Source organism: Peribacillus sp. B-H-3 (genome assembly GCF_048572925.1).
Taxonomy (GTDB): Bacteria; Bacillota; Bacilli; order Bacillales; family DSM-1321; genus Peribacillus.
In genome coordinates, this window is record NZ_CP183879.1 from 4,104,735 (window position 1) to 4,120,573 (window position 15,839).

The following is a 15,839-nucleotide window of genomic DNA, read 5'->3' on the forward strand; positions in this document are numbered from 1 at the left end:
CCCTATACACAAAGAACCATGCAATATCATTCTCATCCTATCATAATTCAGGGCAGATGAGATAATCTAATATCAAAAAGGAAGTGCACCACTATGAATACGAAAGCAATACGCTGCTGGATCATTGTAAATGGATATTTGCAGCAGAAAAAATTTTCTGATTTAGCTCTTTTTATAAAACATTCAGCAGAACGTTACTCTATCGCTGCAGAGATTGTGCGCAATACTGAACTCATCTCAATGATTGAGGATGGCAAGCCGATTCTTGCCGGCTTTAATGGAGATCTGCCCGATTTTGTTCTATTTATGGACAAGGATATCCATCTTGCCCGGCACCTGGAAACAATGGGACTGCATGTATATAACAGCAGTGAAGCAATCGATATTTGTGACAGCAAAGCAAAAACCCATCAAGCGCTCATAAACAGCGGAATTTCTATGCCTAAAACAATCTTCCCTCCTTTCACCTATGAAGGAATCCTGCGGAATGATTATGAAGCTTTTGCAAAAATGGGGGAAATGCTGGGCTATCCTCTTGTGATCAAAGAATCGTATGGGTCATTCGGCCAGCAGGTTTATTTAATACATAATGAAGCAGAGCTTTTGGAAAAAATCGCTGTGCTTAAGCATAAGCCGTTCATTCTTCAGGAATTCATTTCACACAGCAAAGGCCGGGATATCCGGCTGAATGTAGTAGGAGATACTGTGGCCGCTTCCATGTACCGGGAGTCCGAAACCGATTTCCGGGCTAATGTCACAGCCGGCGGCAAAACATATCCCTATACGCCGACAAAGGAAGAATGTGAGCTGGCCATAAAATGCGCGAAGATCCTGAAAACGGATTTCGCGGGAGTGGATCTGCTTTTTGGAAAAAACGGCCCGCTGCTTTGTGAAGTAAATTCCAACGCCCACTTATTGAACATTTATGATTGTACAGGGGTTAATGTTGCAGACAGCATGATTTCTTATATTTTAAAAAAACAGTTTGGAATCGGGGCTGACAATGAATAACGGTTGGCTTATCTACAGCAAAAGTGATGCAGAAAAAAATCATGCCTATATCAACTGGATGCTTGAGGAGGCGGGTTTGTTCGGAATTTCCCTTGACCTTCATTTCAGGGAAGATTTCCAAATCGGATATCAAAACCAGGAGCTGTTCTTATCTCTTCACGGCAATAGTATTGATCTTCCCGGCTTCGCTATTGTCCGGACAATTGATCCTTTTTTCACAAAACAGCTGGAGCTCATGGGAGTTAAGTGTTATAACTCCTCTTTTGTTTCGGAAATCTGCAATGATAAAGCAAAAACACATCAATATCTGAGCACTTATGGAATTCCAATGGCAGATACCCTTTTTTACGAAACTTCATTGGATCGAGTATTTTCTTTTCCTTACATTGTCAAAGAGGTACATGGACGCGGCGGAAATGCTGTCTTTTTAGCGGGAAATGAAAATGATAAGAAAAATATCAGGCTGGACCCTCACGGAAAATGGATTGTCCAAAAACCCGCACAGCTTGGAAAGGATGTCCGTGTTTTTGTTATCGGCAAAAAAGTAATCGCAGCTGTTTTGCGGCAATCTGACCGTGACTTTAAGGCCAATTTCACGCTTGGCGGCAGCGCCTCCCTATATGAGCTGTCAGAGGATGAACGCCTTCTTGCAGAAAAAATTGCCTCTTTATTTGATTTTGGACTTGCCGGCATTGACTTTATTTTCAATGAAGATGGCAGCCTGCTTCTGAATGAAATTGAAGATGTAGTCGGAAGCCGGACCTTGAGCATGCTTTCAGACATTAATCTTGTCCGCGAGTATTTAACTTTTATTTTAGATGATTTGAATGCGCGATCTGAATAACGGATCGCACTGTGAACAAGCTTATTATAGAAACCAAAAGCCGCCCGGAAGTGATCTTCCGGGCGGCTTTTTTAATTAAGGTGCTTGCGCTTTTTATTTAATCTAGCTCCAGCGCATAGCCCCTCGAGGTCATAAGCCCCCAGGATGGGGGTCACGAATACGTTGCCGCAGGACGCGGCGTACCTAGTCTTTGTTCCTGTGAACAGGGCGCTTGCGCTTTTTATAGTTGCTTCATTTCTTCGATGCGGCGGATTACGGCGTCGCGTTTTTCGCTGTAGTCTTTTTCTTTTGCGCGTTCTTCTTCAATTACGCTTTCAGGCGCTTTTTTAACAAAGCCTTCGTTGCCTAATTTCTTTTGAACCCGCTCTACCTCTTTATTCAGCTTATCCAGCTCTTTTTCTAGGCGTTTGATTTCTTCTTCAACATTAATCAGTCCCTGAAGAGGAAGAATCAGTTCGGCACCAGTTACCACGGCTGTCATGGCCTGGCCTGGTTCCTCAACGTCAATACCTATTGTCAATTCCTCAGGATTGCAGAAGCGCTCGATATAGGCGCTGTTTTTCTTAAGTGTACTTAGCGCCTTTTCGTCTTTGGCTTTCAGTATCAGCTTGATTTTTTTGCTGAGAGGAGTGTTAACCTCAGCACGGATGTTGCGGACAGAACGGATGATTTCAACAAGCAGCTTCATTTCCTCGGCAGCTTCTTCATCATGCAGCTCCCCGTTCACTTCCGGCCATGCTGCTGTTGTGATTGATTCCCCGTTATGAGGCAGGTTCTGCCAGATTTCTTCTGTGATGAATGGCATGAAAGGATGAAGCAATCTCATCGTATTGTCTAAAACATAGGCCAAGATGGATCTTGTCGTTTTCTTAGCAGCTTCGTCTTCCCCGTAAAGCGGGAGCTTCGCCATTTCGATATACCAGTCACAGAAATCATCCCAGATGAAGTTATAAAGCACGCGGCCCACTTCACCGAATTCATACTTGTCGGCAAGTCTTGTCACCGTTTCAATCGTTTCGTTCAAACGGGTCAGGATCCACTTATCAGCAACAGATTTGTCGCCGGTCAAATCAATGTCTTCATACTGCAGGCCTTCCATATTCATCAGTGCAAAACGGGAGGCGTTCCAGATTTTGTTGGCAAAGTTCCATACAGCTTCCACCTTTTCATTGCTGTAGCGAAGATCCTGTCCAGGAGAGCTTCCTGTTGATAAGAAATAGCGAAGAGAATCTGCCCCGTATTTCTCGATAACATCCATAGGGTCAACACCATTGCCAAGAGACTTGCTCATTTTCCGGCCCTGTTCATCGCGTACAAGCCCGTGAATCAGCACATCCTTGAATGGCCGCTGTCCTGTGAATTCAATTCCCTGGAAAATCATCCTTGATACCCAGAAGAAGATGATATCATAGCCTGTAACAAGCGCTGCTGTCGGATAGAAGCGTTTATATTCTTCACCTTCCGTATCAGGCCAGCCCATTGTTGAAAAAGGCCAAAGCGCTGAACTGAACCATGTATCAAGCACATCGTTGTCCTGGTTCCAGTTTTCAATGTCAGCAGGCTCTTCCTGGCCAACATAGATTTCGCCTGTTTCCTTATGGTACCAGGCAGGAATGCGGTGTCCCCACCAAAGCTGGCGCGAGATGCACCAGTCGCGGATATTTTCCATCCAGCGCAGGTAGGTATTCTCGAAGCGTCCAGGCACGAAGTTCACCTTATCATCTTCTGACTGCTGCAGGGCTATTGCTGCTTCAGCCAATGGCTGCATCTTAACGAACCATTGAGTGGACAAATAAGGCTCAACCACTGCGCCGCTGCGTTCTGAATGTCCAACTGAGTGAGGATGGTCTTCAATTTTGAAAAGAACGCCCTGCTCCTGAAGGTCTTTTGTGATTTGCTTGCGGCATTCAAAGCGGTCCATGCCTTCATATTTACCTGCTTTGTCATTCATTGTTCCGTCTTCGTTCATAACAAGAATACGCTGAAGGTTATGGCGGTTGCCGATTTCGAAGTCGTTCGGGTCATGTGCAGGCGTAATCTTAACTGCACCAGAGCCGAATTCCATATCAACATAATCATCTGCAACAATCGGAATTTCCCTTCCTGTTATCGGAAGCGTCACATTTTTGCCGATTAAATGCTTGTATCGGTCATCTTCAGGATGAACCGCAACTGCTGTATCTCCAAGCATGGTTTCCGGACGGGTTGTTGCAATTTCAATAAATCCTGTTCCATCTGACAATGGATATTTCATATGATAAAATGCACCCTGAATATCCTTGTAGATAACTTCAATGTCAGAAAGAGCAGTCTTTGTTGAAGGATCCCAGTTAATGATATATTCCCCGCGGTAGATCAGCCCCTTATTATAGAGGGAAACAAATACCTCGCGTACGGCCTTGGAAAGACCTTCATCAAGCGTAAAGCGTTCACGGGAGTAATCGAGACCAAGACCAAGCTTTGACCACTGCTCGCGGATATGGCCTGCATACTCGTCCTTCCACTTCCATGTTTCTTCAACAAACTTTTCGCGTCCAAGATCATAGCGGCTTACACCGTCAGCGCGGAGCTTTTGTTCAACCTTTGCCTGTGTAGCAATACCTGCATGGTCCATGCCAGGCAGCCATAATACATCATAGCCCTGCATTCTCTTCATGCGTGTAAGGATATCCTGAAGTGCAGTATCCCAGGCATGCCCTAAGTGAAGCTTTCCTGTTACATTTGGCGGCGGGATAACGATGGTGTAAGGCTGTTTTTTTGATTCTTTTTCCGCTTCAAAAAACTTCCCCTTCAGCCACCATTCATAGCGGCCTTTTTCAATCGACTGCGGATCATATTTCGTTGGCATGGATATCTGGTTTTCTTCCATTGTCCGTTTCCTCCTTGCGTGCTGATCATTTTTTTAAACACAAAAAAACTTCCTCATCACAAAAGGACGAAGGAAGTTGTTCGCGGTGCCACCTTTTTTCCGAAAAACGATACAGCAAATATGTACCCGTTCTACGGCTCTCAAATAAGATAACGGCTCTTGCCGGTTTCCGCTACTATCTGCTTACGTTCACGGAAACAGCTCCTGGGCGACTTCCGATGCTGCTGGCTTGGGACCTTTCACCAAATGGTTCCCTCTCTTTAAAGCAGCCTGTCATCGTACTATTCCCGATCAAAGCTTTCAATGTATTTTTTTATCAAAAGTAATATACCTAATATACTACAAAAAAAATAGCTATTCAGTCAATCATTCTTTCCGATTTTTTATATATTATACATTCACAAGGAATAACGTGATTGCTTATTCACCTTTTTGCGCAGATACCCATAATATAATATGACTCTATGAAGGAAGTGCTGAAGAATGAAGCGAAGATTTTCCCCTTACTCCATGCCGCCATGGCTGAGAACCTGCCGAAACGCCTGCCAGCAGTGCATCATTCCCATTTGCATTTTCCAGGGAATCCGGACCTTTTTCTTTCCAACCACATTCGACGTCCTGCTGCTGGCCCTGCTAATACTAATAGCCGTCGCATTCCATCTTGAATGGTTTTAACAAAAGCGGAAGCGCCTCGAAAGCCCCGACAAGCATAAGACGCATAAGAATTGTAGGCGCACTTTGCCTTCAACTCTTATGTGGCTTATGACCTCGAGGGGCTAGGCGCTGTAGCTAGACGAACCTATTGCGGAAGCGCCTCATTAAAAGGAACAAAGACTAAGAACGCCGCGTCCTGCGGCAACGTCTTCGTGACCCCCATCCTGGGGGCCCTCGACTAGCATAAGACGCGCAAGAATAGAAGGTGCTCTTTGCCTTCATTCTTACGTGGCTTATGACCTTGAGAGGCTAGGCGCTGCAGCTCGACGAACACAAATGCGGAAGCGCCTAATTAAAGGAACAAAGACTAAGAACGCCGCGTCCTGCGGCAACGTCTTTGTGACCCCCATCCTTGGGGACAATGCGAAAGCACCTGCTGATACGCGCTGGACGCAGGTAAATATGTTTTTAATCTAAAAAGACCGGTTAATTCCCTGCCGGCTGATTCCCTGAACTGATTTGTGGAATTTGCCATAAGGGGCGGCCGGTCTTAGCTTTGTTCCTGGGCCTGTTGTGCGGCAGTGGCCTTTTTCTGTGCCTCGATTTCTTCCATTTTCATGACAACATATTCGGTATTTTTCAGCTGCCAGTATTGCCGCTGCAGCTGCTTCAGGTAATCCATTTCTTTAAGGCTGCCTTTTTTCTCAAAATAATTTTTGACAATGTCCATACAGGAGCCAGGATAGGCAAGGTAACTTTGAAACAGGAGCAATTCATCTTCTTTTAGAGGGAAATACTTAAAGTAATTATAAACCCAATCCACGCAATCATCATTTTTAACAGGATATGTTTTGGACGATTTGACCACAAACGGAAGGAGATCAAAGTGGGCAGGCGCTTTCCTTGAGTTCTCAAGGTTGATAAAGTAGCCATATCCCCGGTCATCATAGATAAAATGCTTCAGTGATATCTTTCCGTGTGTCATCACAGTCCGCACCTTTTCCTTGTCCTTTGTCTTTTCATACCATTCTTCAAACTTCTTTGTGCTATAGCTAAGGGCCTGGGATATATCAGCATATGCTGAGGCAAAGATCATCTCAAACGGGGACATATACCATTTTCTTTCACAGCTTCCCACATACTCTTCCAGGAATTCCGCCTGCTTTTTCCACTCCTCGAGTGTTGTCTGATAATGCTCTTCCCTGTGTTCTTCATCCACTGACATTTCCCTCGAAGATAGGGTATGCATCCTGGCCAGCTCTCTGAACATCTGTTTATGCCGCTCATTTCTTTCCCCATTTTCATCATTTGAGAGCCATGGCATCAGATAATACAGGCTGCCATTATGGAGAACCGCATATCTTCCGTCATTGGTCGGATATATAGGGACAATCCTGTTATATCCCCGCTGATACAGAAATTGGACATTCCGGATAAAATCAATGCCATGTTTAGGAGGAATCAGCTTCAGGGCAAAAACGCCTTTGTCGGTGTATACCTTTCTGATTTTTCCATGCTGCTCAACAAAAAGAACAGAAAGCGCATAATTCTGGACAATCCTTTCTGTATCCTGTTTCAGATTCTCGTTTTCATTCACGAGATTTCCCCGCTTTCTTCTAAACGACCATTTTAAAAAGGCGCATGCGCCTGTTCTGCCGTGACAAGCATTTGGAACTTAAAAAGGCCCCTCTCGCTAAAAAAAGCAGAGCAGGGTTTCCGCTCTGCTTTACCTATAATTTCTCATATTCACCTTTTAAAGCTTGGCGTTTTGGGGATATATAAAACCTGCCCCTCAAAAATATCCTGGTTAGGTTCGAGTTCATTGCTGTTTAAAAGGGACTGCACCGAGACATCATAGCGGTCTGCCAGTGTATCCAATGTTTCTCCGTATTGAACAATGCAGACCTTAACCTTGGTCAGTTCCTCTTCCTGCTTCCTTCCGAGAAAATCTGTTAAAGAAACGCGCTTTTCCGTTTCCGCCTGTTCCTGCTTTTCCGCTTTGCCGGCATTTTTCTTAGGAGGCGCTTCTCTTCTTCTGGCCAATTCCAATAATGGTGTAGGCAGTTTTTCGGCTCGTGCCGGTTTTTCATCCTGCTTGTTTTCATTTATGCGCAAGATTTCTTCAGGAATGCTGTCAGGTGCATCACTTTCATATGGAAGAACAGGTATCTCAAAAACCGGTGCCTGCTGCTCTTCCTTTATAAAGATAGGCTGTGACTCTTCTTCAGCTTCAGCAGGCTTGGTAACCTCCACACTGAATGGCCTGTAAAGCTCTTCTTCTTCCTCGTATTCACTGTGAGAAAGGTTTTGCCCGGGTTCTTCCTCGTACTCACTGTAAGATAGATTTTGCACAGCTTCTTCCTCGTACTCACTGTAAGATAGATTTTGCACAGCTTCTTCCTCGTATTCACTGTGAGAAAGGTTTTGCCTGGGTTCTTCCTCGTACTCACTGTAAGATAGATTTTGCACAGCTTCTTCCTCGTATTCACTGTGAGAAAGGTTTTGCCTGGGTTCTTCCTCGTACTCACTGTAAGAAAGGTTTTGCCCGGGTTCTTCCTCGTACTCACTGTAAGAAAGGTTTTGCACGGGTTCTTCCTCGTACTCACTGTAAGAAAGGCTTTGCCCGGGTTCTGCATCCGCCCCGCTATCAGGATAGTGCCCGGGTTCTTCATCGGCACGGTATAGCGAGTTTTGGAACACATCATTTCCATAGGTCTCATTCGGAGGCTGTTCATAATCCGTTTCCGGGTCATTGATTTCAGGATCGCTTGATGGCTCTTCTTCATATTGAAAATAAATCTCGGTCTCTTCTTCAGCTTCGGTATAAGGATCATAAGCTGGATCATTTCTGTAACCGGCAAAAGCATCGGCTTCTTCTCCATCAACTGGTGCCGGCATAGTTTCTTCCTGAGTGTACCAGCTGTACTGTCCGCTTTCTTCCGTATCAACAGGGAGGGCAAAGTGTGGATCATCTTCTATTTCCTCATCGTTGCTATGATGTTCCGTTTCAGTATAGTACGGATAGTAATCGGTGTTTACATTATGTGCTGCATTTTCCTCCGCCCGGGGAGCGTCACTGTACATTTCTGTTTCTTCCATTTCTTCTGTTTCCTCTGCTCCGGCGTAGCTGTAGTAGTCTTCATCCTCTTCAGCTGTGCTGTCTTCCTCAAACCTGTCTGCGGTACTGACCTGTGCTTCATTATAAATGCCTGAAATCAGCAAATCCGCCTGAAGCTTAAGACAGTTTTTATCAGGCAGGGAATAGTCGAATGACAGGATACTCACATCAATTTCAGAAAGCGATGCAATCCGGTTTGCCGGTATGGTGATATCCACCGGAAACCTGTGGGAAAATTCACTGTTCCCATTTTCTCTTTTCTCCACATTGTGGATCGTTTTGGGATAATTTTTTTGTGTATAATCCCTGATTTCAGATTCTCCGCTGCGAACTTCATTTCTATATTCACCGCTTAAGTCAAGGGTCCCTTTAATGACCACATATTGATCGTTTTCCTGGATGGATACATTCGGGTCAAGGGAAATGGAATATAGCTCAGCTACTTCCTGTCCCTTCTGAAACCAAATGGATTCCTCTAATGAAAATCGTAAAGACGATTGATTTTCTCTGGTCAACACAACTCCTCCTTCCATATTTCAGAAAAAAAACAATTAACGATGCCATTAACAATCTATGAAGCAGGAAAATGGAATATTACTGGAGGACCAAAACAAAATGTGCATGCGCGGCTTCAGGAGTGCATGGAGGATTTCTTCACTTTGCTGATTGGATTGTATTCTGATTAGAGGCGGGAACCCGCAGGAGCCAGCTGAAGAAGCTCGGCAAATGCCCCGGGAGTCTTGTAATGGAATGGAATGGAAATCAGCAGGCAGGTTAACAGAGACACAAATAAAAAAAGCCAGATCTCTTAGAAGATAAGGGATCTGGCCTCCTGATGTTAGGTTACTATTATTTAGATAGCACTAAGCTGATTTAGCAGTTGACTTTATTTCTTCAACTTCGCAAATGCTTTTTCAGCAGCAGCAATGGTTTTCATGATATCTTCGTCCGTATGCGCGGTTGAAAGGAATAATCCTTCAAACTGGGACGGCGGCAGATAAATGCCCTGCTCAGCCATTTCACGGTAATAGGTACCGAAGAAGTTCAAATCAGAAGATCTTGCTGCTTCATAGTTGATGACATTTTCATTTGTGAAAAATAAGCCGATCATGGAGCCTGCACGGTTAAAGGTATGCGGAATGCCGTACTTTTCTGCAGCCTCGCTTATGCCCTTTTCCAGCATATCGCCTTTGCGTTTAAACTCCTCATACACATCAGGAGTCAGCTGGCTCAATGTTTCATAGCCTGCCGTCATCGCCAGCGGATTTCCTGAAAGAGTGCCGGCCTGGTAAATCGTTCCGCTAGGAGCCACTTTTTCAATAATTTCTCTTTTTCCGCCAAAGGCGCCGACTGGAAGGCCTCCGCCAATTACCTTGCCGAGACAGGTAATGTCAGGCATCACATCGTAATAGCCCTGTGCACAGTTATAGCCCACACGGAATCCTGTCATAACTTCATCAAAAATCAGCAGGGCGCCGTACTGGGAGGTTACATCTCTTAAGCCCTGCAAAAAGCCTGGCTGCGGCGGTACAAGGCCCATATTGCCGGCAACAGGCTCTACAATGATGCAGGCAATATCTTCGCCAAACTGTTCAAATGCATATGAAACAGCGGCTAAGTCGTTATAAGGGACAGTAATCGTATTTTTCGCTGTTCCCTCTGGCACACCCGGGCTGTCAGGAAGTCCAAGTGTCGCAACGCCTGAACCTGCTTTGATCAATAATGAATCTCCATGCCCATGGTAGCAGCCTTCAAATTTAAGGATTTTATTGCGGCCTGTATATCCTCTTGCCAGACGAAGGGCACTCATCGTCGCTTCTGTACCGGATGATACCATACGGACCATCTCAATGGACGGCACCCTTTCGATAACTAGCTCGGCGAGTTTATTTTCAATTAATGTGGATGCCCCGAAGCTTGTGCCTGTTTCGGCAACCTTCTTGATTGCCTCGACCACCCGGTTATTCGAGTGCCCAAGAATCAGAGGGCCCCAGGATAGCACATAATCAATGTACTCATTTCCATCAATATCATAAATTTTGGAGCCTTTGCCGCGTTCCATGAAAATCGGATCCATATCGACCGATTTAAAGGCGCGGACCGGGCTGTTTACCCCGCCTGGCATAACATTTTTCGCTTTTTCAAATGCTATTTTTGACTTTTCATATGACCGCATTCCCATATCCCCTTTTCTTATAAAGGTAACTTGCCCTTTTGCTTATTTTTCTTCATCCAGCCAGCGTGCAGCATCTTTTGAAAAATATGTGATGATTAAGTCTGCGCCTGCACGCTTCATGCCAGTCAGCATTTCCATGACAATGGCTTTTTCATCAATCCATCCGTTCAATGCCGCTCCTTTGATCATGGAATATTCACCGCTGACATTATAGGCTACAATTGGCAGGGTAAAGCTGTTTTTCATGTCCCGGACCATATCCAAATAAGAAAGAGCAGGTTTTACGATCAGGAAGTCAGCTCCCTCTTCCACATCAGATTCTGCCTCGCGGAAGGCTTCCAGGCGGTTAGCCGGGTCCATTTGATAGGTTTTTCGGTCGCCGAATTGTGGTGCACCATTTGCAGCATCACGGAAAGGACCGTAAAACGCGGATGAATATTTGACTGCATAAGACATGATTGGAATATCTTCGTATCCTGCTTCATCCAGCCCTGCGCGGATTGCTGTTACAAATCCGTCCATCATATTGGAAGGCGCAATAATATCAGCGCCTGCCTCCGCCTGGGAAATTGCTGTTCTTGCAAGGAGATCGAGTGATTCATCGTTCAGGATCTTGCCGCCTTCCACAACGCCGCAATGGCCATGGCTTGTGTATTCGCATAAACAAGTATCGGCAATTACGATGATTTCAGGAAATTCCTTTTTAATAAGCCTTGTGGCCACCTGCACTAAACCATTATGAGAAAATGCGCCTGTACCTGTTTCATCTTTATCATGCTCATGAGGAACACCGAACAAGATGACGGATTGAATGCCAAGTGCAGCCACTTCCTCCATTTCAGCATGAAGGTTGTCCATCGACAGCTGATAAACGCCAGGCATGGACGAAATTTCATTTTTAATATTTTCACCATCAATGATAAAGATCGGATAAATCAAATCTTCTTTCCTCAAAAACGTTTCACGCACCAATGCTCTCATGCCTGCACTTGAACGCAAGCGGCGGTGGCGGTTGAATTGTAGGTCTTTCATTTGAATTCCTCCTATGAGTTCCGTACTGATTGCAGATGGGCTGATAATTGGTCTATCATCGCATCTGCTGTATAAATATCCGGGCAGACATGGACGGTCAGTCCATACTGCTCGGCTGTATGTTTTGCTATCGGGCCTATACATACTATCATAATGTTTCTTACATCATTTTGCAGGGAATTCACCTTAACTATTTTCATAAAATGGTGTACGGTCGAAGAGCTTGTGAATGTAACCGCATCGATTTGTTGCTGCTTCAGAAGTCCGGCCAGCAATTCCCCGCTTTTGTCAGGCAGCTTCGTTTGGTACACCGTCAATTCCTCGCAAGCTGTTCCAGAAGCCCTGATTGCCTCTGCAATTACAGGGCGCGCCAGATTTCCTTTTGCAATCAAAACCTGATCGGAAGCTTTAAGGTGCGGGACAAATTGCCGGGCGAATTCTTCTGCAACGAATTTATCCGGCATAAAGTCAGGCTGCAGTCCCCGGCTAAGGAGAGCCTTTTTTGTCTGGTTCCCGATCACGGCAATCTTCGGCAGTTTGCTCTCTCTAGCTCCTGCTTCATACTGGCTGAAGAAAAAATCGACTCCGTTTTGGCTCGTGAATATAAGCCAATTAAATTCATCTAGCCTCATAAGCGTTTCTTGGATGACCTCAAGGGAGTCAGGCGGAACAAATTCAAGAAGAGGGACCGCAAGCGGAACCCCTCCATTTGCTTCGATTTTCCGTACTAAACCAGAAGCTTGCTTTTTTTCCCTTGTAACCAGGATCCTGTATCCTTTTGGAAGCTTATTTTCAGGCATTATTGCTCGAGCTCCGCTTTGACGCGGTCAATCAGTTCCTTGGCACCCTTTTCACTCAAGATACGGGCGGCCTCTTCTCCAACCGCAGCCGGATCGCGCCCTTCAACTACTTCTTTGTAAATCACTTTTCCGTCCGGAGAAGCGACAAGTGCTGTCAGTGAGATATTTCCATTTTCCTTGGCAACGGCATACCCGGCAATCGGCACCTGGCAGCCGCCTTCCATTTTATCCAAGTAGGCCCGCTCCGCTTCCACTGTAATCTTTGTTTCTTCAGAAGTAAGCTTTTGCAGCTCTGCCAGCAGATCCTGGTCATCACTGCGGCATTCAATGGACAGTGCGCCCTGGCCTACTGCAGGCAGGCAAAGCTCAGGCTCCAGATATTCTGTCACCGTTTCAGCCTTCCAGCCCATTCTGGCAAGTCCTGCGGCAGCAAGAATGATGGCATCATAGTCTTCATTTTTCAGCTTTTCAAGACGCGTATCAATATTTCCGCGGATCCATTTGATTTCAAGATCCGGCCGGCTGGCAAGAAGCTGTGAGCTTCGGCGAAGGCTGCTCGTTCCGATGATTGCCCCGCTCTTCAGTTCATCGAGCGGTATATTGCCTTTTGAAATCAAAGCATCCCTGTGGTCTTCTCTTGGAGGTATACAGCCGATTGTCAGACCATTTGGAAGCACAGCAGGCATATCCTTCATGCTATGAACAGCCATATCGATTTCTTTGTTAAGCATAGCTTGTTCAATTTCTTTCACAAACAAACCCTTGCCGCCTACTTTGGATAATGTTACATCCTGGATCTGGTCACCTTTAGTCACAATTTCTTTGACTTCAAATTCGTAAGGTACACCAAGTTCTTTTAGCTGGCGAATCACCCAGGTTGTTTGTGTGATGGCCAGTTTGCTTCTTCTGGAACCGACAATAATTTTTCTCATGTTATCCTCCTATGTAACCCAAAAGTGGAATGTAGAAAGGCTTCCGAAAAGAAAAAAGTTAATGAGCAGGATAATGAACGAAAAGATATTCAATAACGCTAACTTCTTTCCATAGAGCTGTTTCCGGACCTTCATATATAAATACACGCTGTAAACAGCAAGAACAATGAATGAGCCGACAATTTTCAAATCAAACCAATGGACTCCCGGAACCTTAATATACGCCCATTGCAGACCCAGTATCAGAGAAAAGATCAGGATGGGCACCCCAATCCCATTAAGAATGAAAGACATTCTTTCAAGCTGTGAAAGATCTCCAAGGCGCTGCAGGCGCTTTCCCCATTTTTTTCTTTTCAATAAGTCATATTGAATCATATATAGCAGGGAAAAGACAAATGACAGCGAAAAAGCTCCGTAGGATAAAATCGCCATCGTAATATGAATCAACAGCAATTCAGACACGAGGCGCTGGGCAAGCACGTCCGATTCGACCTGTACAGGGGCAAAGGTATGGATAGCCATCACCATGAAACCGAGCACATTTGTAAAGAAAACAATAAAATCGGCCCTGAGAAAACGATTGATCACCAGTGAAAGAGTAATCAGCACCCACGCATAAAAATATAAACCTTCAAATATCGTTAAAACCGGGAACCTGCCTGTCCTTGCCATATAAAGAAATAAAAAAATTGTTTGCAGCAGCCAAACAATAGCAAGCAACCAGAAGGCCACTTTGTTTGCCTTCTGGTTATTATTAAGAAAATCCATAAAATATAAGAGCACGCTTAAGGCATACAGCAGAACAGTAGCTTCGTGCAATCTTGTCATCGTGAGCTCCAGCATAGATGCTTATTACGCTTGAGCAGGAATCATCTGGACTCCTGCACCCTTTATAACAGTTTCTTTGTCTGCTGGAGATTTGCTACTTGATTCTTCTAAATGAAAGATTTTCACAAAACGGTCCAATGCTTCCCTGGCATTTGGCTCATTCGCCATTTCCTTCGCATACAGGATCGGATCCTTCAGCATCTGGTTAATGATGCTTTTAGTATGTTTATTTAAAAGCTTGATATCCCGTTCGCTAAGGTGCGGCAGCTTTCTCTCGATGCTTTCCATTGTTTCTGACTGAATGCCGAGGGCTTTCTCGCGCAGTGCCGAAATCACAGGCACGACACCCAGCATATTGATCCACTGATTGAATTCGACAATTTCCTGTTCAATCATCAAATGGATATTTTCTGCAGCTTTCTTCCGTTCAGCAAGATTGGACTGCACAATTCCTTCAAGATCATCAATGTCATAAAGAAAGACATTTTCAGATTGGGAAATCGCTGGATCCAGATCACGCGGAACAGCAATGTCGACCATGAAAATCGGGCGGCCCTTTCTCACTTTGTCCACATTGTCCATCATATCTTTCGTAATGACAAAATCCTTTGCACCTGTTGAACTGATCAGGATATCCGCTTCTGCCAAGGCAGGCTGCAATTCGGAAAGTTCTTTTGCCTGTCCGGAAAAACGTTCAGCAAGAGCAGCGGCTTTTTCATGTGTACGGTTGATAACGGTCAAATTGCCGGCACCGTTTCCGTGCAGGTTCTGTACCGCAAGCTCGCCCATTTTGCCGGCGCCAAGAATCAATACATTCTTGCCGTCAAGGCTTCCGAAAATTTTCTTGGCCAGTTCAACAGCTGCATAGCTGACTGATACGGCATTGGTGTTAATCTCTGTTTCAGAGTGTGCTTTTTTGGCTAATGTCAGCGCCTCTTTGAATAGATGATTGAACACAGAACCAATCGTCTTTTCCTGCTGGGCCAGCATGTAGCTTTGGCGGACCTGTCCGAGTATCTGTGTTTCGCCAAGAACCATAGAATTCAATCCGCAGGCAACCTGAAACAGGTGCTCTGCCGCTCCGTCTCCTTCGTACACAAATAGATAAGGAGAAAACTCCTCCTGCTCAATCTGGAACCATTCTGAAAGAAATTCTTTTATATAATATCGGCTAGTATGAACCTGGTCGCCTACCACATAAATTTCTGTGCGGTTACAGGTGGATACTATGACGTTTTCTAATATGCTTTTTTTATTTTTAAGAGCTTTCATTGCCTCAGCCAGTTCAGCTTCATCAAATGACAGCTTTTCGCGTATTTCGACAGGGGCAGTCTTATAATTTAATCCAACCGCTAGTATATGCATCCCTTGTTTGCACCCCCAAGATTTAATCAATTAAGAACCTTAATTATTATAACATGTACAATTTCGTGAAACGAAAAAAATTATGAACAGTTTATGAATCATGTGCTAACATGAAAAAGACTAAACAATCTCAGCCGTGCAGGATACAAGTTTTTTTCTTTGAATACGAAAGGAAAAAACTTTAGACTGTCCTTTTCGAAGCGTTTATTA

12 protein-coding genes and 1 other annotated feature are annotated in these 15,839 nt (G+C 44.8%); of the genes, 3 read left to right on the forward strand and 9 right to left on the reverse strand.

What is annotated here, in order from left to right; translation table 11 throughout:
• Positions 1-93: 93 nt before the first annotated feature.
• Together ACN6MY_RS20530 and ACN6MY_RS20535 are read left to right on the forward strand one after the other, a co-directional pair.
• Positions 94-1,011, forward strand: coding sequence for a RimK family alpha-L-glutamate ligase (locus tag ACN6MY_RS20530; RefSeq protein WP_419881824.1), 918 nt, complete (start codon positions 94-96; stop codon positions 1,009-1,011).
• Positions 1,004-1,855 (forward strand): ATP-grasp domain-containing protein, encoded by an 852-nt coding sequence (locus ACN6MY_RS20535; RefSeq protein ID WP_419881825.1) that lies wholly within the window; start codon positions 1,004-1,006, stop codon positions 1,853-1,855. Before ACN6MY_RS20530 ends, ACN6MY_RS20535 begins: the two co-directional genes overlap by 8 nt.
• Before the next feature lie 220 nt (positions 1,856-2,075).
• On the opposite strand, the gene ACN6MY_RS20540 is transcribed toward ACN6MY_RS20535, so the two are convergent.
• Positions 2,076-4,724 (reverse strand): valine--tRNA ligase, encoded by a 2,649-nt coding sequence (locus tag ACN6MY_RS20540; protein ID WP_419881826.1) that lies wholly within the window; start codon positions 4,722-4,724, stop codon positions 2,076-2,078.
• 59 nt (positions 4,725-4,783) lie between these two features.
• Positions 4,784-5,028: a binding site (T-box leader), on the reverse strand.
• Between the two features lie 179 nt (positions 5,029-5,207).
• Between ACN6MY_RS20540 and ACN6MY_RS20545 the strand changes: the two genes are divergently transcribed.
• Entirely contained in the window at positions 5,208-5,399 is a 192-nt protein-coding gene (locus ACN6MY_RS20545) for a hypothetical protein (RefSeq protein WP_419881827.1), read from the forward strand.
• A gap of 529 nt (positions 5,400-5,928) precedes the next feature.
• Here the strand turns inward: ACN6MY_RS20545 and ysxE are convergent.
• The 8 genes from ysxE to hemA form a co-directional block, all read right to left on the reverse strand.
• Complete coding sequence (gene ysxE / locus ACN6MY_RS20550; protein ID WP_419881828.1) at positions 5,929-6,975, reverse strand: spore coat protein YsxE; 1,047 nt, start codon at positions 6,973-6,975, stop codon at positions 5,929-5,931.
• Positions 6,976-7,124: 149 nt separating this feature from the next.
• Complete coding sequence (gene spoVID, locus ACN6MY_RS20555) at positions 7,125-9,011, reverse strand: stage VI sporulation protein D (protein ID WP_419881829.1); 1,887 nt, start codon at positions 9,009-9,011, stop codon at positions 7,125-7,127.
• Between the two features lie 371 nt (positions 9,012-9,382).
• Positions 9,383-10,672, reverse strand: a complete 1,290-nt coding sequence (gene hemL, locus ACN6MY_RS20560; protein ID WP_419881830.1) for a glutamate-1-semialdehyde 2,1-aminomutase — start codon at positions 10,670-10,672, stop codon at positions 9,383-9,385.
• A 42-nt stretch (positions 10,673-10,714) separates the two neighbouring features.
• Complete coding sequence (hemB, locus tag ACN6MY_RS20565; RefSeq protein WP_419881831.1) at positions 10,715-11,704, reverse strand: porphobilinogen synthase; 990 nt, start codon at positions 11,702-11,704, stop codon at positions 10,715-10,717.
• 11 nt (positions 11,705-11,715) lie between these two features.
• Entirely contained in the window at positions 11,716-12,504 is a 789-nt protein-coding gene (locus ACN6MY_RS20570) for a uroporphyrinogen-III synthase (protein ID WP_419881832.1), read from the reverse strand.
• The gene (gene hemC / locus ACN6MY_RS20575) at positions 12,504-13,436 is read right to left on the reverse strand and encodes a hydroxymethylbilane synthase (RefSeq protein ID WP_419881833.1); all 933 of its coding nucleotides are present in this window, start codon (positions 13,434-13,436) and stop codon (positions 12,504-12,506) included. Before hemC ends, ACN6MY_RS20570 begins: the two co-directional genes overlap by 1 nt.
• Positions 13,437-13,445: 9 nt before the next feature.
• A complete protein-coding gene (locus ACN6MY_RS20580) occupies positions 13,446-14,279 on the reverse strand; it encodes a cytochrome C assembly family protein (protein ID WP_419881834.1) in 834 nt (277 codons plus the stop codon).
• Positions 14,280-14,288: 9 nt separating this feature from the next.
• Positions 14,289-15,629 (reverse strand): glutamyl-tRNA reductase, encoded by a 1,341-nt coding sequence (gene hemA / locus ACN6MY_RS20585; protein ID WP_419881835.1) that lies wholly within the window; start codon positions 15,627-15,629, stop codon positions 14,289-14,291.
• Positions 15,630-15,839: the final 210 nt, after the last annotated feature.